This window comes from Schinkia azotoformans LMG 9581 (assembly GCF_000307855.1).
Taxonomy (GTDB): domain Bacteria; phylum Bacillota; class Bacilli; order Bacillales; family Bacillaceae_J; genus Schinkia; species Schinkia azotoformans.
Genome location: NZ_AJLR01000149.1, coordinates 25,881 through 46,796, shown reverse-complemented (window position 1 = coordinate 46,796; position 20,916 = coordinate 25,881). Strand labels below are relative to the sequence as shown.

The following is a 20,916-nucleotide window of genomic DNA, read 5'->3' as shown; positions in this document are numbered from 1 at the left end:
GATGCAATTCTTCTTTTATCATACAACATTTGGCAATTCAGGTTGGGTTGAATTTTGTAGATTTGTGAACAGATTTTGGGGAGGTGGGCGGAAATGGGGACCTGGATCACTTTTGTTTCTTTTTAAAATAAGATTATGTAAAATTGAATTGTGAATTATTTAGAGAAAAGGTGTTGTGCTGTGACAGCAGAAATTAACTGGACTGAAATTACGAATGATAATCAAATGAATTTAGAAAGTGTTTTAAAACTATACGATCAATCCTTTCCGATTGATGTAAGGGAATCACATGATGTTTTTCGAAAAGGGCTAAAATATGCAACTAGCAGCTTTCCGAATAGCTTTCGCTTTTTAGTAGGTATGGAGGGAGATACGGTTGCTTCTTTTGCAACAGGGCATTATTTAGCTGATGTAAATACTGGTTTCATCGTCTATATCGTAACAAATCCGCTTGTTCGGGGGAATGGATTGGGGTCCACAACATTATTAAAAATGGAAGAACTGTTGAAAAAGGATGCAATATCAGCGGGGCATAGCGCACTGCGCTTTTCAATTTTGGAAACGGAAATGGAAGAACTTGTTCATACAGAGGCTGAAAAAGAAGATTGTATTAAAAGGGAACGCTTCTATGAAAAAAATAATTATAGAAGCCACGAAAGTATAAATTACCTTCAACCACCATTACACGGTGATACAAATGGTATACCATTAAATCTATTGTTCAAAAGCTTTCAAGGAAGTCAAACGATAACGCAGATCGAAATAAGCGATATTATTCAAGCTATGTATCGGGAAAAATATTATGAGGTGAATCGAATCGATAAAGCGATTTTGAGCAAATGCCTGAACAAAATGGGGATAGACCATACATCTTTTTAAAAATAAATACAAAGCACGTTCAAACACTTGGGGAGATTACTTCAAGTGTTTTTTTTCATAGATACCTTTCCAGTGGTGCCTGTCCCCACGCATCAGTTGCTACGCCAGTAGTGCATTCAGCAGTGCCTGTCTCCGCATCGAACCCCGCACCGCACTTCACCCCATCAATTTTCCTATTGACATAACTGTATTATGATATATAATACGGTTAGAACACATAATACGACTAACACAACAAGATGAGAGGAGGCCTAAAGCTAATATGTTCCAATTAGATATGCGCAGTCGGGTACCCATCTATGAACAGCTCGTTGAAAAGTTGAAAGATTTAATTATTAATGAAGTGCTGAAAGCGGATGAACAATTGCCGTCCGTTCGCCAGCTGGCCAAGGACTTAACGATTAATCCAAATACAATTCAAAAAGCTTACCGAGAATTAGAACATCAAGGCTATATTTACTCAGTGCCAGGGAAAGGCAGTTTTGTCACACCGCCGTCAGAGATCAACAAGGGGGAAAAGGTGAAGAAGATGAAACAAGAATTAATGAAGTTAATTTCAGAGGCGATTTTTCTAGGAGTCAAAAAAGAAGAAATCGTCACGCTCATTGAAGAGGCTGAGCAGTCCGTCAAAGGGGGCGAGAAACAATGATCAACATAAAAAATATCCGCAAATCCTTTGAAGACATGGAGGCAGTCAAAAATGTGAGCTTACATATAAACAAAGGTTCCATCTACGGTTTGCTAGGGTCAAATGGTGCGGGTAAAACTACTCTTTTAAAAATATTAGCAGGTATTTACCGTCAGGACAGTGGCGAAGTTCAAATTGACAATCAATCGGTGTTTGAAAATGTCCAAATTAAACAGAAAATCATCTTTTTACCAGACACGCTGTTCTTTTTCTCACAATATACGATCAAACAAATGGCTGACTATTATAGAAGTCTATTTCCGTCATGGAATGAGGAACGGTACCAAAGGCTGGGTGAGGTTTTTCCAATTGATCAAAATAAAAAAGTTCACCGCCTCTCAAAAGGGATGCAGCGTCAAGTTGCTTTTTGGCTAACACTTTCCACAATGCCGGAAGTGCTGATTTTAGATGAACCGCTTGATGGCTTGGATGCAGTTATGCGTCAAAAGGTGAAAAATCTGCTTGTCCAGGATGTGGCGGAACGTGAAATGACCGTTCTCATTTCTTCACACAACCTCCGGGAAGTGGAAGATATTTGCGATCATGTCGGCATTTTGCATCATGGCGAAATTATGATTGAAAGGGATCTAGATGATCTAAAATCAGATATTCATAAAATTCAAGTGGCCTTTAAAGCGGGCGAAACACCGGCCGGGTTTTTACAAGACCTCGATGTTCTTTATCAGGAATCACGTGGAAGTGTCCTCCTTTGTATTGTTAGAGGAAAGGAAGAGGACGTCAAAGATAAGGTGCAATCGTTCCATCCGGTTCTGTTTGACATATTGCCACTAACACTTGAGGAAATCTTTATTTACGAAATGGGGGATGTCGGCTATGCAATCGAAAGTATCATGGTTTAAACGCGGGATTGTTACGCAGGATTTACGAAATGTCGGTTGGATCGGCATCATCTACCAAATTGCATTGCTATTTACTGTGCCATTACAAATCTTTATGATGCACCAGGCGGGGCATTTACCATACAACTATGATAACGGTCATTATCTTTTTTCAATTTTAGATGGCCTTCAAGTATTGTTAATGTTCTCAGTCCCAGTGATTCTATCCATTATTTTATTCCGTTATTTGCAGGTGAAGGTGCCGGCCGATTTCATTCACAGCCTTCCGATTAAAAGAACGACACTGTTTCACCATCATGCGCTCATTGGAATTTTTCTATTAGTTGTACCTGTCGTTATTACAGCTATTTTTATAGCGATCGCCCATGGGACGCTTGGTTTAGAAGGTTATTTTTCAGCTTTGGATATTACAAAATGGGCAGGTCTGACAATCGTCATGAATGTGTTCGTGTTTGCACTGACAACGTTAATTGGCGCTGTTACGGGGATTTCAGCGGTATCGATTGTGCTGGCTTATATTTTTCTAGTATTTCCAGCTGGGATTATGATTTTACTCTATCATAATTTAAAATATTTTATCTACGGATTTGCTTATGATTATTATTTTGATCAAAACATAGAATTTCTAACTCCGATTGCTCAAATGATTGAAATTGGACATCGAAGCATGACAGCCAAAGCAGTCTTGATTTACATTGCTCTATCGGTGATTTTCTACCTATTAGGGATTTTTGCTTATAAAAAAAGACAAATTGAAGGCGCGACGCAAGCCATTGCTTTCCGCTATTTAAAGCCAATTTTTAAATATGGAGTTACGTTTTGCTTCATGCTGCTCAGCGGGATGTATTTTGGTGAAACACAGCAAGGTGAAATGGGCTGGATATTATTTGGATATATTTTTGGATCCGTTTTTGGCTATATCGTTGCCGAAATGGTGTTGCAAAAAACGTGGCGGATTTTCCGGAAAATGAAAGGCTATCTAGTTTATGCAGTTGCAGTTGCAGTGCTTGGACTCCTTTTGAGTTTAGACATGACTGGGTATGAAAAAAAGCTGCCGGATGCAGCTGAAATTGAGCGCGCTTATTTCGGATATAATGCTCATTGGTTAAAAAATGAGTACCCAGAAACGCCCGAATACGCGATGCCGGTGACTGAATACTCAGAGGTAATTCAGGTAAATGCCTTAAATGAATCGAATCGTTACTTTTTTAAGGATCCGGAAAATATCAATTCGATTATGAAGCTTCATCAGCAGTTGATCGAAGATGGGGACCAAGTAACGAGTCGAAAATCTTATCAAAATATTGTGGTTGCCTATGAGTTGAAAAATGGCTCAAAATTAGTCCGCCAGTATGAAATTCCAGAAGCTGGCTACGACGAACAGTTGAAGCCAATTTATGAATCACAGGAATATAGATACTCAAATAATGAATTATTAAAATTAAAAGAAGAGATACAGGTAGATAAGATTTCGCTTAATACAAATTATCTTAGTTATAAAAAGTTTAATACGGTCGATCCGAAGCAAATTGAGGAAATCATCAATGCCCTTAAATCAGATATGCTCCAGGAACCGTATGAAGACATCGTAACAGAGCGCGAAACATGGGGAGAAATTGAATTACTATTAGAAAATAACCAACGTTTGTATGTTCCGTGGAAAAAGTCCTATCATCAATTTGACAATTGGTTAAAGGAAAATAATTTACTCGAGCAGGCAAGAGTCGTGCCGGAGGACTTAATGTTTGTGGCTGTAATCAAAGCTGAGAACGCAGAGGAAGCCCTATCAAGGCCCGGCGTATCTTTGGAAACCTTGTTTAAAAACAATGAGAAACCTTTAATCATCGAAGACCCAAGTCAGCTGGAAGAGTGCTTGTATGAAGCATCATGGCGTTGGGACAAGGAATATTTAATCGCCATCTATTATAAAAATAGCAAAGAGCCATCCTACCACGGCTTGGAAAATGTTCCATCCTTTGTTGCCGAGCATTTTAAATAGGGTTTGTTCGACCAGCATAGTTACTGTCGCTATGCTGGTTTTTCTATTTAGGGTGCCTGTCCCCATACTGGGGCTTATGATGCAGGAGAAACTATTGCCATTGTCGAATTATGAATAATTAGGAATACAAAATTGAATTTTGATTAAGTTGGAGGTAAGACCCTATGGAAAACACAATATTAGTCCCTGTTGATGGTTCAGACCATTCAAGAAGAGCATTGAAATTCGCTGTTCATATCGCAAAAGGCCTTCAAGCAAAAATAATCGTGTTAAATGTCCAATTAAGCCTTAATACACGCAATGTTAAAAGGTTCATAAGCCAAGAGGAATTACATGAATACCAAGAAGGCGAAGCACAAGAAGCGATTGATAAAGTGCTAGATATTGTGCAAGACCAAGGTTTAGAGGTCGTGACTAAATCGAGAATCGGATTACCTGATTTAGAAATTTGCAAAGAAGCAGAAGAAGAACAAGTAACGATGATCGTCATGGGTACAAGAGGCTTAGGTGCATTTAAGAGAAATATACTAGGCAGCGTCAGCTACAGTGTGCTCCATGAAGCACCTGTGCCGGTAACGGTGGTGCCTTAAATAAAGAAAATATAGTAAAAGAAATTGTAGGGATCTCTAATTAGTAGGGATTCCTTTTTTTATATATAAACAAAGCCACAGGGTCTGACCCTGCGACCCACAAGATATTCACCAACTCACGTCTTCCTCTTGCGAACATTGGATACAATTAATATAATAGAAAGGTTAAAGAGACTAAGAGGACGTGTCTTCATGGCAGAAAATGAATCAGCAAAAATACCAATTCGATTAAAGCTTGTTACAGAAATTCGCGATGGTGCAGGCCGTAAAGAATTGCTAACGATTGAGGAAGAAGGTACTTTATATTCGAAAGAGGATGCAACTTTCCTTGCCTATAAGGAAATGATGGAGAATGTGGGGCAGATTTCGAATGTGATAAAAGTCAAAGGTGATGAAGTTTTGATCATGCGCTCCGGTGGGGTTTCCATGCGCCAGACTTATAAAAAGGGTGCTACAACATTCGGGTCCTACCAAAGCCCATATGGAATGATGGAAATGGTTGCAAAAACTGAAAATATTGATTTTACAAATCGTATCGACTCTCGTAAAGCAAAGTTAATACTCTCTTATCAGTTGCAAATGCAAGGTGAATGGGTTGGCCGCCACCGGCTGACTTTTATGATAGAAAAAATAGAATAAACGCAGGTAAAAACATAGTAAAAACGCAAAAATCCATACATACATAAAACATTTAACTGAATAAGAAAAAATGAAGGAGGAACTCCGATGAATATCGTTGAACAAGTGAAAGAACGATTAAAGGAAGAAATTAAAGCAGCTGTCATGAAAGCTGAACTAGCAAGTGAAGCTGAAATCCCTGAAGTGATTTTAGAAATACCAAAAGAAAAAGCGCATGGTGATTACGCAACCAATATGGCGATGCAGCTTGCCCGTGTGGCTAAAAAAGCGCCACGTATGATTGCAGAGCAGCTTGTTGAAAATTTTGATAAAACAAAAGCATCTATTGAAAAAATTGAAATCGCGGGTCCAGGCTTTATCAATTTTTACATGAATAATAGCTATCTTACAGACTTAATCCCAACGATTCTTGAAGCTGGCTCCGGATATGGACAGACAAACACTGGCAAGGGCCAAAAAGTTCAAGTTGAGTTTGTATCTGCAAACCCTACTGGGGACCTTCATTTAGGACATGCTCGTGGTGCAGCGGTGGGTGATACGTTATGTAATGTTTTAGCAAAAGCAGGTTATGATGTTCAACGTGAATATTATATTAATGATGCGGGGAATCAAATCCATAATTTGGCTCTTTCAGTTGAAGCACGCTACAGACAGGCGTTAGGTCAAGATGTGGCAATGCCGGAGGACGGCTATCATGGTGCTGACGTTATTGGAATTGGTCAAAAGCTTGCGGAGGAAGAGGGCGACAGTCTTTTACAAAAAGATGAACAAGAGCGCTACAAGTACTTCCGTGATTATGGTTTAAAGTTCGAGTTAGCGAAACTTCGTGAGGACCTTAAGCAATTCCGCGTTGAATTCGATAACTGGTTTTCAGAGACCTCTTTATATGAAAATGGCAAAATTGATGTGGCGTTGGATGCGTTGCGAGAAAAAGGAGAACTCTATGAAGAGGATGGGGCAACCTGGTTTCGTTCCACAACATATGGCGATGACAAAGACCGCGTATTAATTAAAAATGATGGCAGCTATACGTACTTAACTCCAGATATTGCTTACCATCAAGATAAATTAAAGCGTGGCTTTGAAAAGCTGATCAACATTTGGGGAGCAGACCATCATGGCTACATCCCAAGAATGAAAGCGGCGATTCAAGCGCTTGGCTACAATGCAGATACATTAGAAGTAGAAATTATTCAAATGGTTAACCTTTTCCAAAACGGTGAAAAGATGAAAATGAGCAAGCGTACAGGTAAAGCAGTCACGCTTCGTGAGTTAATGGAAGAAGTGGGCATTGATGCAATGCGTTATTTCTTCGCAATGCGCAGTGCGGACAGCCATTTAGATTTTGATATGGATTTAGCTGTATCAAAATCAAATGAAAACCCGGTTTATTATGCACAATATGCACATGCCCGTATTTGCAGTATGCTGCGCCAAGGTGAAGAGCAAAACCTTATCTTTGAAGGTGCGCTTGACCTTTCACAAATCCAAGCTGAAAAAGAAATCGATCTATTGAAAAAGCTTGGCGAATTCCCAGAAGCCGTAGCAGAAGCAGCAGAAAAAAGAATGCCACACCGCATAACTAACTATATCTATGATTTAGCTTCTGCATTACACAGCTTCTACAATGCTGAAAAAGTCATCAACCCTGAAGAACTTGAAAAATCTAGAGCACGCCTTGCCCTAGTAAAAGCTGTTCAAATCACATTAAAAAATGCCTTAGACCTAGTTGGAGTATCTGCACCAGAGAAAATGTAGTATATGTATGTTTGAACCCTCGGATCACGGATCATTCATGGCCTGAGGGTTTTTTGCAAAAATAAAGTGGGGAGTAAAAACAAACAAGTAAGGAGTAATTGCTTATTTTGAAACAAAATTTTAAAATGAAAAGAATTTACGAAACACCTGATTCAGACGATGGATTTCGGGTGCTAATTGACAGGCTATGGCCAAGGGGCATCAAAAAGGAAGTGGCAAAAGTTGATTTATGGATGAAGGAAATTGCTCCAAGTCCAGAGCTGCGAAAATGGTTTTGCCATGATCCCGAGCTTTTTCCACAATTCCGGAAAAATTACCTGAAAGAATTGAAGGAAGACCCACTACATAAAGAGCAGGTCGACATTTTAAAACAAAAGGTAATGGAAGAGCCGGTTACTTTGTTGTATGCTGCGAAGGATCAGCTTCATAATCATGCGATTGTGCTATATGAATTTTTGCTTGAAAAAAATTAAAGCTCATATTATTTTGTGCATCGTTGTCCAGCTCCAGCACCTAGCGACTAGAAAAACTTCACCCGCCTCCCTACGATAAGTCGACGAGCTCCAGTTTTTTCGTCGCTAAACGGGTGCTTCCGCTTTTCTAATTACAACAAATCCGAAATCAATGATGAAAAAAACTCCTTGCCTCGCTGTAAAAACGGGCGTTTTTCATATTTCTTAGTCGTCAATTTTTCAGAACGATGGAAGACGTCTATCAAAAATTCACTTCGTATTTTTTCAATAAAGGCCGGGTCACGAATGAAGCAATTTAGTTCATCATTAATAAAAAAGCTGCGCTTATCAAAGTTGGCAGTACCAAAATCACAAAGCTCATTATCAATCAAAATAATTTTTCCGTGATAAAAGCCATTCGTGTAGCGATAAATTTGACAGCCGGCTTTCAACATTACCTTAAAATAGGGGAATGCTGCTTCTTTTACAAAAGGATGATCCGCCTTATAAGGCACAAGTATTTTTACATTAACCCCACGCTTTCTTGCCGCCAATATTACTTGCAGCATTTCATACCCGGGGATGAAATAAGGGGTGCCAATTAAGATTTCAGACTTTGAATTTTTTATCAGATCAATTAATAAATCTTTAATAAAGGCGCCGTCTGTTGGGAGGAACCGCAATGGCAAAGGGCCTTGCTCCAATTTCGGGAAATATACAGATTCACCGTGTAAGTGTTCATTCGTTGCTTTTCCCCAATCCGACATAAACTCGGATTGAAGATCTTGAACACCGTCACCGTGTATTTTCAAATGGAAATCCTGCCAATATCCAAGGTACGGGTCATGTCCTAAATATTCCTTTCCAATATTAAAGCCGCCAAAATAACCGATATTTCCGTCAATGACCGTGATTTTACGATGATTGCGATAGTTTAAAGTATAAAAAATGAAAGGAAACCTCGGCTTATTACTAAATGAAAAATGTACGCCGCTTTCCCGTAATTGGCGAACCTCTTTCCTTGAAATTCTATAGGAGCCAACCCGGTCCAATAGAAGGCGAACTTTGACTCCTTCCTCCGCTTTCTTTTTTAATAAATTCAAAAAGTCATTGCTGATCAAATCATTTTTAACGATATAAAATAAAATATGAACGTGGTGCTTTGCATTTGAAATATCCTCAAACAAATGATTATAAAGTTCTTGTCCATCAGTGAACAATTGCCAATGGGCATGCCTGAGCGGGTAGTTTCGTTTTGAAACGGAATTAAGATGCTTCAAACGGCCGAAGAAAAAGTCAATGGCAAGCCAAGCTATAAAAATTAACAATAAAATTAATATTACAGTCATTAATTTGGACTCCTCAATCATATTAATTTCTATTAGGTAGTATGTACAACTTAACATATAGTTAAGAAAAAATTTTTTTAAAAAAATGTCGACTGAACGCTCGCTCAATTTACAATATTTATGATATAATGAATTCAGAAAATTTATATCCTTTGAAAAATTAAAGCGGGACAAGGAGTGAGACAGAGGGTCGGGTTCTGCGGCACAAAAAGCGAGCAACTGATTTGCTGGGGTTGGACCATGGGGTCTGACCCCATGTCCCACACTACGACCTTAATTCAACCCACAATTTATCACAAAAGGAGAGACTATTTTATGCTGTTAGTCAACTGGATTGCATTTCTGTTAGTATCTGCATACGGCATTTATCTATTTTCTTACCTCCTGAAAACAAGACATGAATACATCAAACTGGGTAAAAAAGTAGAGTTTGACCGTAAGTATAAAGAGCGCTTTGACAAGATTTGGGTTATGGTGTTCGGACAAAAGAAGCTTATGAAGGATAAGAAAAGTGGAATTATGCATGTCATGATGTTTTACGGCTTCTTGCTTGTCCAATTTGGTGCGATTGATTTTATTTGGAAGGGGCTAGTGCCTGGGTCGCATCTGCCATTTGGACCGTTGTATCCGGCATTTACTTTTTTTCAAGAAATTGTAACGCTGATGATTTTGGTGGCTGTTCTTTTTGCTTTTTATCGCCGCTATATTGAGAAGCTCGCTCGTCTTAAGCGGGGGCTCAAAGCGGGTTTGGTTCTTATTTTTATTGGTTCTTTAATGCTTTCGGTTTTACTTGGTAATGGAATGGGCCTCATTTGGCACGGTCATGATCCGTCGTTGAGCGAACCGGTGGCAGGTGCGATCGCTACAATTTTTGCTGGCTTAAGTAAACCGGTTGCAGTGACGATTTTTTATATCGCTTGGTGGATTCATTTATTAGTGCTATTAACTTTCCTTGTTTACGTTCCACAGTCTAAGCATGCCCACTTGATTGCTGGGCCGCTCAACGTCTTTTTCAATAGATTAGACGCTCCCGGTAAGCTTAGACCAATTAATTTTGAAGATGAAACACAAGAGTCCTTTGGGGTTGGAAAAATAGAGGACTTCACGCAGCACCAGATGATTGACTTTTACGCATGTGTAGAGTGTGGTCGTTGTACAAGCATGTGTCCGGCAACGGCAACAGGAAAGTTGCTGTCGCCAATGGATTTGATTGTTAAAATGCGTGATCACCTTACAGAAAAAGGAGCAGCGATCACGTCAAGGGCTCCATGGGTACCGACCTTTGCCTTTTCCAATACGGTTGGAAACCAGTTGGCCATGCAGGCTTCCGGTCAAGGAGCAAGCGAATCTGCTGCAGCCCTAGCTACTTATGATAAAAGTTTAATCGGTGATGTGATCATGGAAGAGGAGATTTGGGCCTGTACAACATGCCGTAACTGTGAGGACCAATGTCCGGTTATGAATGAACATGTTGAAAAAATTATCGACCTGCGCCGTTACCTTGTTTTAACAGAAGGTAAAGTGAATCCTGACGCGCAAAGGGCTATGCAAAATATTGAACGTCAAGGCAACCCTTGGGGGATCAACCGTAAAGAGCGTGAAAACTGGCGTGATCTTCGTGACGATGTTGTGATAAAGACTGTAAAAGAAATGCAAAAAGCCGGCGAAGAGTTTGAATATTTATTCTGGGTTGGCTCCATGGGTTCCTATGATAACCGCAGCCAAAAAATTGCTTTATCATTTGCAAAATTAATGAATGAAGCAGGCGTTTCGTTCGCGATTTTGGGAAATAAAGAAAAGAACTCTGGGGATACACCGCGCCGCCTTGGAAATGAGTTTTTATTCCAAGAACTAGCGGGCGGAAACATTGCTGAAATTGAAAAGAGCGGTGCGAAAAAAATCGTAACGATCGATCCGCATGCATACAATACATTGAAAAATGAATACATTGACTTTGGACTCGAAGTCGAAGTTTATCACCATACCGAGGTGTTGGCGCAGCTGTTGAAGGAAGGTCGTCTGCAGCCTAAATATGAATTGGATGAAACGATCACGTTCCATGATTCCTGCTATCTTGGCCGTTACAACGAAATTTATGATCAACCTCGTGAAATTTTAAAAGCGATTCCTGGTGTCAACCTTATTGAAATGGAACGCAGCCGTGATACTGCGATGTGCTGTGGTGCGGGCGGTGGATTAATGTGGATGGAAGAACATGTTGGCGACCGCATTAACGTAACACGCACAGAGCAAGCGCTTGAAGTGAATCCATCGGTCATTTCAAGTGGCTGTCCATATTGTTTAACGATGCTAAGTGATGGCACGAAAGCGAAGGAAGTGGAAGACAAAGTTAAAACATACGATGTGGCTGAATTACTAGAGATGGCAGTTTATCGGAAGGAAGAGGCGATAGTGCAATAGAGGTGGTCCACGGGGTCGGGAACTCTGTCCCAGTTGAGTCGCGTGGGAGCCAGGGGTCAGACCCTCTGGTCCCTCAAGTGATGCAGAATGACTGCTTGAAAAACTCTTGGTGCGAATACGCCAAACCGGATTTTAAAAGGGGGAAGACAAATGACAAGGACAGTGATTGTAAGCGGTGCAAGAACACCATTTGGGCGGTTTGGAGGCGGATTAAGCTCTCTGTCAGCTGCACAGCTAGGCGGTATTGCCATTAAGGAAGCGTTAGAGCGTGCTGGTATTGATGGATCACAGGTTGGGGAAGTCATTATGGGAACTGTTCTGCAGGGGGGCCAAGGACAAATTCCTTCACGCCAAGCAGCCCGCGAGGCTGGCATCCCTTGGGAGGTCCAGACGGAAACGATTAATAAAGTTTGTGCATCAGGACTTAGAAGCGTAACTCTAGCAGATCAAATTATTCGTGTTGGCGACCAAGAGGTAATTGTTGCCGGCGGGATGGAATCAATGAGCAACGCCCCTTACTTCATGCCTTCAGCCCGTTTTGGAGCACGGATGGGAGATGCCAAAATTATTGATCTAATGGTTCATGATGGTTTAACCTGCTCCTTTAAAAAAGTGCACATGGGTACATATGGAAACAGCACGGCAGAGGAATTCGGGTTGACCCGCCAGCAGCAGGACGAATGGTCATTCCGCAGTCACGAACGGGCAATCGCTGCGATTGAGGCTGGCAAATTCAAAGATGAAATCGTAGCCGTTGAGGTGCCGCAAAGAAAGGGTGACCCAATGGTTATTGATACAGATGAAGGTCCGCGTAAGGACACATCCCTTGAAAAACTAAGCAAACTGCCACCTGCGTTTGGGCCTGAAGGTACGATAACGGCAGGGAATGCACCAGGTGTTAACGACGGTGCCGGCGCCCTCATTCTGATGTCTGAAGAACGGGCACTTAAAGATGGAAAGCCAATCATGGCAACGATTGTCGGTCATGCCGCAATTGCTGTTGAAGCACATCGTTTCCCTGAAACGCCAGGGCTTGTCATCAATGAACTTTTACAAAAAACAGGGAAGTCACTGGAGGAAATCGCACTATTTGAAATTAACGAAGCCTTTGCCGCCGTTGCTTTAACAAGCGGAAAAATTGCTGGCCTTGATCCAGAAAAGGTAAATGTAAACGGCGGTGCTGTAGCCCTTGGACATCCAATCGGCGCAAGCGGCACAAGAATTATTCTAACATTAATTCATGAATTAAAACGCCGCGGAGGCGGGCTGGGTATCGCAGCGATTTGCAGCGGAGGCGGCCAAGGCGACGCCATTATGGTTGAAGTGGGGTATCAAAACTAGTTTCGGCAGTATAAAAAGTAAATTAAAACTGGGGGAATCAAATCATGAGCATTCAAAAAGTGATGGTAATTGGGGCAGGACAAATGGGGTCTGGGATTGCACAAGTATGTGCGATGGCGGGCTTCGATGTAATATTACAAGATTTAAAACAAGAATTCTTAGATCGAGGCATGGGGATAATTGATAAAAACCTGCAGCGTCAGGTTGACAAAGACCGTATGACTTCCGACGAAAAAGCTGCAATCATTGCTCGCCTGCAACCATCAACAGACATCCAATCAGCTAGTGAAGTGGACATCATTATTGAAGCAGCGGTTGAAAATATGGAAATCAAAAGCAATATCTTCAAACAGCTTGATGAGATTGCACCAGCTCATACAATTTTGGCAACTAATACCTCTTCACTGCCTATTACCGAGATTGCGGCCGTGACAAAGCGTCCAGAAAAAGTAATCGGCATGCATTTTATGAATCCGGTTCCTGTGATGAAGCTCGTTGAAATCATTCGTGGCCTTGCAACGGCGGATGAAGTATATCAGGCAATCGAAGATATGACGAAAAAGTTGAATAAAGTGCCGGTTGAAGTAAATGATTTCCCAGGCTTCGTTTCCAACCGCGTGTTAATGCCGATGATCAACGAGGCGATTTACACTGTTTATGAAGGGGTCGCAACTCCTGAAGCAGTTGACGAAGTGATGAAGCTTGGCATGAACCACCCAATGGGGCCGTTAACATTGGCTGACTTCATCGGACTTGATACTTGCTTGTATATTATGGAAGTCCTTCACACAGGATTCGGCGATGACAAATATCGTCCATGTCCGTTACTACGAAAATATGTAAAAGCAGGCTGGTTAGGTAAAAAATCAGGTCGCGGCTTTTATAAATATGAATAACATAAATTAAAAAGACTTTTGGGCGCTTTTGCGCAAAATGATCTTACAAGCACGATTAGGGTAAAAAAAGGCGGGGGAAGCGCACTTTGAAGAAGACTCCTCCCCTTTTCCACATAGTTAAAATGAGCGCACACTCATCTCAAACTAATGCTTGTTCATTCATTTTCATCAGAAAAGGCGCCAAGGAGGACAATACGATGGATCTAAAATTTACTGAAGAACAAGAAATGATGCAAAAAATGGTCCGAGATTTTGCCCAAACTGAAATTGCTCCATTTATTGAAAGAATGGAAGAGCATGATGAGTTTCCAGCAGAAATACTGAATAAGATGGCCGAGCTTGGTTTGATGGGGATCACGATTCCAGAAGAGTACGGTGGCGCCGGGATGGATTATACATCCTACGTCATCGCCATCAACGAAATTTCAAAAGTAAGTGCAACAATTGGTGTCATTTTGTCTGTTCATACATCGGTTGGAACAAATCCGATTCTTTATTTTGGAACGGAGGCGCAAAAGCAAAAGTATGTTACGAAGCTTGCTAGTGGTGAGTTTTTAGGGGCCTTTGCCTTGACAGAACCTAATGCCGGTTCAGATGCGGCGAGCCTTAAAACACGTGCTGTAAAAGATGGGGATTTTTACGTATTAAACGGTTCAAAAATTTTCATCACAAACGGTGGTGAGGCAGACACGTATATTGTTTTTGCCATTACGGATGCTGAAAAAGGCACAAAAGGCATTTCTACTTTTATAGTAGAAAAGAATACACCGGGTTTAATTATTGGTAAAAATGAACATAAAATGGGCCTTCACGGTTCCAGAACGGTACAGTTAACGTTTGAGGATTGTAAGGTGCCGGCTGAAAATCTCCTTGGCGCTGAAGGGGAAGGCTTTAAAATTGCAATGAGCAATCTCGAATATGGGCGCATCGGCATTGCGGCTCAAGCGCTTGGAATTGCTGAAGCAGCCTTAGAAGCGGCAGTCAACTATGCCAAAGATCGTAAGCAATTTGGCAAACCAATTGCCCTTCAGCAAGGAATCGGTTTTAAGCTTGCCGATATGGCAACAGCGGTTGAAGCTACGAGACTATTAGTCTATCGCGCCGCTTATTTAAAAGCGCAAGGGATTCCGTGTGGGCAGGAAGCATCGATGGCGAAACTTTTTGCATCAAGAACGGCGATGGAAGTTGCAACAGAGGCAATTCAAGTATTTGGAGGCTACGGCTATACGAAGGAATATCCTGTTGAGCGCTATTTCCGCGATGCGAAGATTTGCGAGATTTACGAAGGTACAAGCGAGATTCAGCGAATTGTGATTAATCGAAAATTAATTGCAGATTAACTTAGTTTTTCGAGCATAAGATCAAAGACTACAAATAGGGGTTATTTGCAAAATGAATATTTTTACATTAATTCAGCACATTAATCGACTGAGCCCTCAGTCGAAATTCGATGCGCATCTCTGATTTATTTTTTCAAAAAAATCACTATCAACTATTTAATTCCAATAAAAAATTGTCTAGGGGGACGTAAAAATGAATTTCCAATTATCAGAAGAACATGAAATGCTCCGCAAAATGATTCGTGAATTTGCAAATGAGGTGGTCGCTCCAACAGCGGCTGAGCGCGACGAGGAAGCACGTTTTGATCGCGAAATCTTCGACCAAATGGCGGAATTAGGTCTTACAGGGATTCCATGGCCGGAGGAGTATGGCGGCAGCGGCTTCGATTATTTAGCCTATGTAATTGCGGTTGAAGAGCTTTCCCGCGTTTGTGCATCAACAGGGGTAACGTTGTCAGCACATGTTTCATTAGCAGGCTGGCCGATTTTCAAATTCGGTTCAGAAGAGCAAAAACAAAAATATTTGCGCCCAATGGCGGAAGGCAAGAAAATCGGTGCCTACGGTTTAACCGAACCAGGTGCGGGCTCTGATGCAGGCGGCATGAAAACAACTGCGAAGCTCGTGGGCGATGAGTATATTTTAAATGGATCGAAAATCTTCATTACCAATGGCGGGGTCGCTGACACATATGTTGTGTTCGCGGTAACAGATCCGGAACAAAAAACAAAAGGCGTCAGTGCGTTTATTGTTGAAAAAGACTTCCCAGGCTTCTCTGTAGGTAAAAAAGAAAATAAACTGGGTATTCGTTCCTCACCTACAACTGAAATTATTTTCGAAGACTGCCGTGTTCCAATGGAAAATCTTCTTGGAAAAGAAGGCGACGGCTTTAAAATTGCCATGATGACTTTAGACGGCGGCCGCAATGGAATCGCAGCTCAAGCTGTTGGAATCGCGCAAGGGGCCTTAGATGCAGCAGTTGCGTATGCAAAAGACCGCAAGCAGTTCGGCAAGCCAATCGCCCTGCAGCAAGGAATCGGCTTTAAACTAGCAGATATGGCAACAGCGATTGAAGCTTCAAGACTATTAACCTATCAAGCAGCATGGAAAGAGTCAGAAGGCCTACCATACGGTCAAGCATCGGCAATGGCGAAGTTAATGGCGGGTGACACGGCAATGAAAGTGACAACTGATGCTGTTCAAGTGTTCGGAGGCTACGGCTATACAAAGGAATATCCGGTAGAACGCTTTATGCGTGACGCCAAAATTACGCAAATTTATGAAGGAACACAAGAAATTCAACGTCTAGTAATCTCAAGAATGTTGATTGCAGACTAATTTTTGTGGCGAAATATTTGTGCTTTGACACAAACTAATCCTTTTAGTGAAAATAATCGCTTTTCCCGGCTAAAGGTGGTAAATTTTTGATTACAATAGAAGAATAAAATACAAAATTAGCATAAATATTGTCGGGAAACGATTAGTTATTGTCTGGTACTGGGGTTTATTGTCCGAAAATCATACTTTTGGTCTGCAACCTGAAATATATTTATCAGAATTGGAAGTTATATTATCCGGATTTAATTCAGCAACAAAACCCAGTACCACTTGCATTTCTTTTCCCAAGAAGGAGGGAATGTTTTGACAAAACGAGAAGTACTTGCTTCTGTCAAAGACGAGAAGCTGATTCAAAAAAGACGGGACCAAATGATTAAAGGTGCTGTAAAGCTTTTTATTAAAAAAGGCTTTCACCGGAGCACAACGAGGGAGATTGCCAAAGCGGCTGGATTTAGCATCGGTACGCTTTATGAGTATATACGCACGAAAGAAGATGTTCTCTATTTAGTCTGTGACTCCATTTATGACCAGGTACAACAAAGGATGCAGCAGGTTATCGACACGGATCGCGGCAATCTTGAAAGTCTCCGCGATGCTGTAACTGCGTATTTTAAGGTTATGGACGAGATGCAGGACGAGGTGTTGGTTATGTACCAGGAGGCCAAATCGTTAACAAAGGATGCCCTTCCTTATGTATTAAAAAAAGAGTTCGAGATGGTGGGGATGTTTCAAACCGTTATCAAGGGGTGTGTTCACAATAAGGAGCTATCCTTAAGTGAACGTGAGATCGAGTTCATCGCTCATAATATTTTTGTACAAGGACAAATGTGGGCATTCCGCCGCTGGTTTTTTCAAAAAATGTATACACTTGAGGAGTATACAGAGCTGCAAATCAAGCAGTTGATTTTTGGGGTAAAGGGCAAAGAAATGTGATCAATTTAATTTCCGGGTGGTATCCGGATAGTGAGTTGATAATTAGCATAAAGGGGGAGTTGAAACGATGAGTACCGAAAAAGTGTACCGTCCGAAAAATCATGTTCGGTTTGTGACCGCATCAAGTCTTTTTGATGGTCATGATGCATCCATTAATATAATGAGAAGAATTATTCAAGGTAGTGGGGCTGAGGTGATTCACCTTGGGCATAATCGCTCTGTTGAAGAAATTGTGAACGCTGCCATTCAGGAAGATGTCCAAGGGATTGCCGTTTCTTCTTATCAAGGCGGACATGTTGAATATTTTAAATATATGTATGATCTGTTAAAAGAACGAGGGGCCTCAAATATTCGCATTTATGGCGGCGGTGGCGGTGTCATTATTCCTAGGGAAATGAAAGAGCTCCATGATTATGGGATTGCTCGAATTTTTTCACCGGATGATGGCCGCGAATTAGGCTTGCAGGGCATGATTAATGAAATGGTGGAGGAATGTGATTTTCCGACGGTTACCCAGCTTTCTGAAGAAGAGCTTGAGAAGCTTCAGGCAGGCGATCACCAGGCAATCGCTAAATGCATTACATTTGCAGAAAATGCGATAACAACAACGGATGAGGCAGCGGCTACAGCCCAAACCGTCCTTTCTAAGGTAAAAGAACTGGAGAAAAACATACCGGTTGTCGGCATTACCGGAACAGGGGGAGCAGGGAAATCCTCATTGACAGATGAATTAATCCGCCGCTTTATCCATGAGATCCCGGAGAAAAAAGTCGCAATTCTGTCCATTGACCCAACAAAACAAAAAACAGGCGGGGCCCTTCTTGGGGACCGCATTCGCATGAATTCGATTTTCAACCCGCGTATCTATATGCGAAGTCTGGCAACACGTGGTTCGAGAACGGAGCTATCCGCTGCGATTAAAGAAGCGATTCAAGTTGTAAAAGCGGCCGGCTTTGATCTGATCATCGTTGAAACAAGCGGAATCGGCCAAGGGGATGCCGGCATCACCGATGTTACGGACATTTCCATGTACGTGATGACGAGTGAATTTGGGGCGCCATCTCAGCTTGAAAAAATCGATATGATTGATTACGCTGACTTAATTGTTATAAATAAATTTGAGCGCCAAGGCTCCGAGGATGCTCTTACGCAAGTGCGCAAACAATATCAGCGCAGCCATAATCTTTTCGATAAAGAGCCAGAGGAACTGCCGGTTTATGGAACGATTGCGAGCCAATTTAATGATGAAGGCACAAACACGCTATTTGTTGCATTCCTTGAAAAAATTCAGGAAAAATTCGGTGGCGATTGGTCGACAAAGCTTCAAAAAACAGACAAAGTCGTGAAGCAAAATATTATTATTCCGAACAGTCGTCGCCATTATCTTCGAGAAATTGCTGACACTGTCCGCAACTATCATAAACAAGCGGAAGAGCAAGTGAAAATTGCCCGTCAGTTATTCCAAGTGACTGGTACACTGGAAGTTTTAAAAACAAAAGAGACGAATAATGAGGTGATCGCGTCACTTGAGGCATTGAAGGTTTCAATCGAAGAAAGGCTGACGCCGGAATCTAAGAAAATTTTACAAGAATGGCCGAGCCGTTTGAAACAATATAGTGGAAAACAATTTGTGACAAAGGTTCGCGATAAAGAAATCATTACGGAGCTGACGACCAAAAGTCTGTCTGGGCTTGATATTCCAAAGGTCAAGTTGCCTCATTACGAGGACTGGGGCGAAATTTTACGTTGGGTGTATAAAGAAAATACACCTGGATATTTCCCTTATACAGCGGGTGTGTTCCCATTCAAGCGTGAAGGAGAGGATCCGAAGCGTCAGTTTGCTGGGGAAGGTACGCCTGAACGTACAAACCGCCGTTTTCACTATCTTTCAAAGGATGATGATGCAAAACGTCTAAGTACAGCTTTTGATTCCGTTACTCTTTATGGGGAAGATCCGGATTATCGTCCTGATATTTTTGGAAAAGTCGGCGAGAGCGGCGTCAGCATTTGTACGTTAGAGGATATGAAGAAGCTCTATGCTGGCTTTGATCTTTGTGCGCCATCTACATCTGTATCAATGACAATCAATGGACCGGCACCTATCATTCTTGCCTTTTTCATGAATACAGCGATTGATCAGCAAGTTCGTAAATTTGAAGAGGAGCAGGGACGTATTCCTACTGTTGAGGAATTTGTAAAAATTAAAGAGTGGACGCTGCAAACCGTTCGTGGAACTGTTCAAGCTGATATTTTAAAAGAAGACCAAGGTCAAAATACGTGTATCTTCTCTACAGAATTTGCGCTGCGGATGATGGGGGACATCCAGCAATACTTTATCGACCATAAAGTTCGCAACTATTATTCTGTGTCCATCTCCGGCTATCATATTGCTGAAGCGGGGGCAAACCCGATTTCCCAGCTTGCGTTCACATTATCGAACGGCTTCACGTACGTCGAGTACTATCTGAGCCGCGGTATGGATATTGATGAGTTTGCACCAAACCTATCATTCTTTTTCTCAAATGGACTTGACCCTGAATACACAGTGTTAGGTCGCGTTGCCAGAAGAATTTGGTCAATAACGATGAAAAATAAATATGGGGCCAATGAGCGCAGCCAAAAGTTAAAGTACCATACCCAAACATCAGGTCGTTCATTGCATGCTCAGGAAATTGACTTCAATGATATTCGTACAACTCTGCAAGCGTTAATTGCCTTAATGGATAACTGTAATTCACTTCATACAAATGCGTATGACGAAGCGATTACAACACCGACAGAGGAATCCGTACGCCGCGCGATGGCAATTCAAATGATCATTACGAAGGAATTTGGCCTAACGAAAAATGAAAATCCATTGCAAGGCTCATTTATTGTTGAAGAACTGACAGACATTGTCGAGGAAGCGGTTCTTCAGGAATTTGAACGATTAAATGACCGCGGTGGTGTCTTAGGTGCGATGGAAACCCAATACCAGCGCAGCAAGATTCAAGAAGAGTCGATGTACTATGAACATAAAAAACATAGCGGCGAGCTGCCGATTATTGGTGTTAACACTTATTTGAATCCAAACCCGCCATCAGAAGAAGACATGAACAGCATCGAGCTAGCCCGTGCATCGTACGAAGAAAAGGAAAGCCAAATCTTGAATTTGCGCAAATTCCAAGAAGACAATGCCAGTGCATCGGAAGTAGCTTTGGCTAAATTGAAGGAAGTTGCCGTTAGCGGCGGTAATATTTTTGCAGAATTAATGGAAACCGTAAAAGTAGCCAGCCTAGGTCAAATCACAAACGCCCTATACGAAGTAGGCGGTCAGTATCGTAGAAATATGTAAGTAGGCCACAGTTCCCGACCCCGCGTCCCAACACCATATAAGGAGGAAAAACCATGGGTAAGCGGGTTTTTCCTTCTTTTTTTGCAAAAAACTCTTGATTA

The 20,916-nt window shown here is 41.6% G+C and carries 16 protein-coding genes; 15 read left to right on the top strand and 1 reads right to left on the bottom strand.

Annotated features, from left to right (window positions below):
* Nucleotides 1-180 precede the first annotated feature (180 nt).
* The 8 genes from BAZO_RS19185 (at nt 181) to BAZO_RS19150 (ending at nt 7,886) form a co-directional block, all read left to right on the top strand.
* Complete coding sequence (locus BAZO_RS19185) at nt 181-879, top strand: GNAT family N-acetyltransferase (protein WP_003333124.1); 699 nt, start codon at nt 181-183, stop codon at nt 877-879.
* Between the two features lie 262 nt (nt 880-1,141).
* Nucleotides 1,142-1,528 (top strand): GntR family transcriptional regulator, encoded by a 387-nt coding sequence (locus BAZO_RS19180; protein ID WP_003333123.1) that lies wholly within the window; start codon nt 1,142-1,144, stop codon nt 1,526-1,528.
* Nucleotides 1,525-2,427 (top strand): ABC transporter ATP-binding protein, encoded by a 903-nt coding sequence (locus tag BAZO_RS19175; protein ID WP_003333122.1) that lies wholly within the window; start codon nt 1,525-1,527, stop codon nt 2,425-2,427. Before BAZO_RS19180 ends, BAZO_RS19175 begins: the two co-directional genes overlap by 4 nt.
* The gene (locus BAZO_RS19170; RefSeq protein WP_003333121.1) at nt 2,402-4,426 is read left to right on the top strand and encodes a DUF6449 domain-containing protein; all 2,025 of its coding nucleotides are present in this window, start codon (nt 2,402-2,404) and stop codon (nt 4,424-4,426) included. The genes BAZO_RS19175 and BAZO_RS19170 overlap by 26 nt, the downstream gene beginning before the upstream one ends.
* 164 nt (nt 4,427-4,590) lie before the next feature.
* Nucleotides 4,591-5,016, top strand: coding sequence for a universal stress protein (locus BAZO_RS19165; protein WP_003333120.1), 426 nt, complete (start codon nt 4,591-4,593; stop codon nt 5,014-5,016).
* Nucleotides 5,017-5,208: 192 nt separating this feature from the next.
* Entirely contained in the window at nt 5,209-5,655 is a 447-nt protein-coding gene (locus tag BAZO_RS19160) for a YwiB family protein (protein ID WP_003333119.1), read from the top strand.
* A gap of 87 nt (nt 5,656-5,742) precedes the next feature.
* A complete protein-coding gene (argS, locus tag BAZO_RS19155) occupies nt 5,743-7,413 on the top strand; it encodes an arginine--tRNA ligase (RefSeq protein WP_003333118.1) in 1,671 nt (556 codons plus the stop codon).
* A gap of 107 nt (nt 7,414-7,520) precedes the next feature.
* On the top strand, nt 7,521-7,886 hold the full coding sequence (locus BAZO_RS19150) for a DUF488 domain-containing protein (RefSeq protein ID WP_003333117.1): 366 nt from the start codon (nt 7,521-7,523) through the stop codon (nt 7,884-7,886).
* 131 nt (nt 7,887-8,017) lie between these two features.
* Here the strand turns inward: BAZO_RS19150 and cls are convergent, their stop codons facing one another.
* The gene (gene cls / locus BAZO_RS19145; RefSeq protein ID WP_003333116.1) at nt 8,018-9,214 is read right to left on the bottom strand and encodes a cardiolipin synthase; all 1,197 of its coding nucleotides are present in this window, start codon (nt 9,212-9,214) and stop codon (nt 8,018-8,020) included.
* Between the two features lie 315 nt (nt 9,215-9,529).
* Between cls and BAZO_RS19140 the strand changes: the two genes are divergently transcribed.
* The 7 genes from BAZO_RS19140 (at nt 9,530) to icmF (ending at nt 20,815) form a co-directional block, all read left to right on the top strand.
* Nucleotides 9,530-11,635, top strand: coding sequence for a (Fe-S)-binding protein (locus tag BAZO_RS19140; RefSeq protein WP_003333114.1), 2,106 nt, complete (start codon nt 9,530-9,532; stop codon nt 11,633-11,635).
* Between the two features lie 150 nt (nt 11,636-11,785).
* On the top strand, nt 11,786-12,976 hold the full coding sequence (locus BAZO_RS19135; RefSeq protein WP_003333113.1) for an acetyl-CoA C-acetyltransferase: 1,191 nt from the start codon (nt 11,786-11,788) through the stop codon (nt 12,974-12,976).
* Nucleotides 12,977-13,020: 44 nt separating this feature from the next.
* Complete coding sequence (locus BAZO_RS19130; protein WP_003333112.1) at nt 13,021-13,872, top strand: 3-hydroxybutyryl-CoA dehydrogenase; 852 nt, start codon at nt 13,021-13,023, stop codon at nt 13,870-13,872.
* A gap of 197 nt (nt 13,873-14,069) precedes the next feature.
* Nucleotides 14,070-15,212: an acyl-CoA dehydrogenase gene (locus BAZO_RS19125; RefSeq protein WP_003333111.1), complete on the top strand. Its 1,143-nt coding sequence runs from the start codon at nt 14,070-14,072 to the stop codon at nt 15,210-15,212.
* A 193-nt stretch (nt 15,213-15,405) separates the two neighbouring features.
* The gene (locus BAZO_RS19120; RefSeq protein ID WP_003333110.1) at nt 15,406-16,548 is read left to right on the top strand and encodes an acyl-CoA dehydrogenase; all 1,143 of its coding nucleotides are present in this window, start codon (nt 15,406-15,408) and stop codon (nt 16,546-16,548) included.
* A 303-nt stretch (nt 16,549-16,851) separates the two neighbouring features.
* Nucleotides 16,852-17,481, top strand: a complete 630-nt coding sequence (locus BAZO_RS19115) for a TetR/AcrR family transcriptional regulator (protein ID WP_003333109.1) — start codon at nt 16,852-16,854, stop codon at nt 17,479-17,481.
* 67 nt (nt 17,482-17,548) lie between these two features.
* A complete protein-coding gene (icmF, locus tag BAZO_RS19110; protein ID WP_003333108.1) occupies nt 17,549-20,815 on the top strand; it encodes a fused isobutyryl-CoA mutase/GTPase IcmF in 3,267 nt (1,088 codons plus the stop codon).
* The last annotated feature ends 101 nt before the right edge of the window (nt 20,816-20,916 follow it).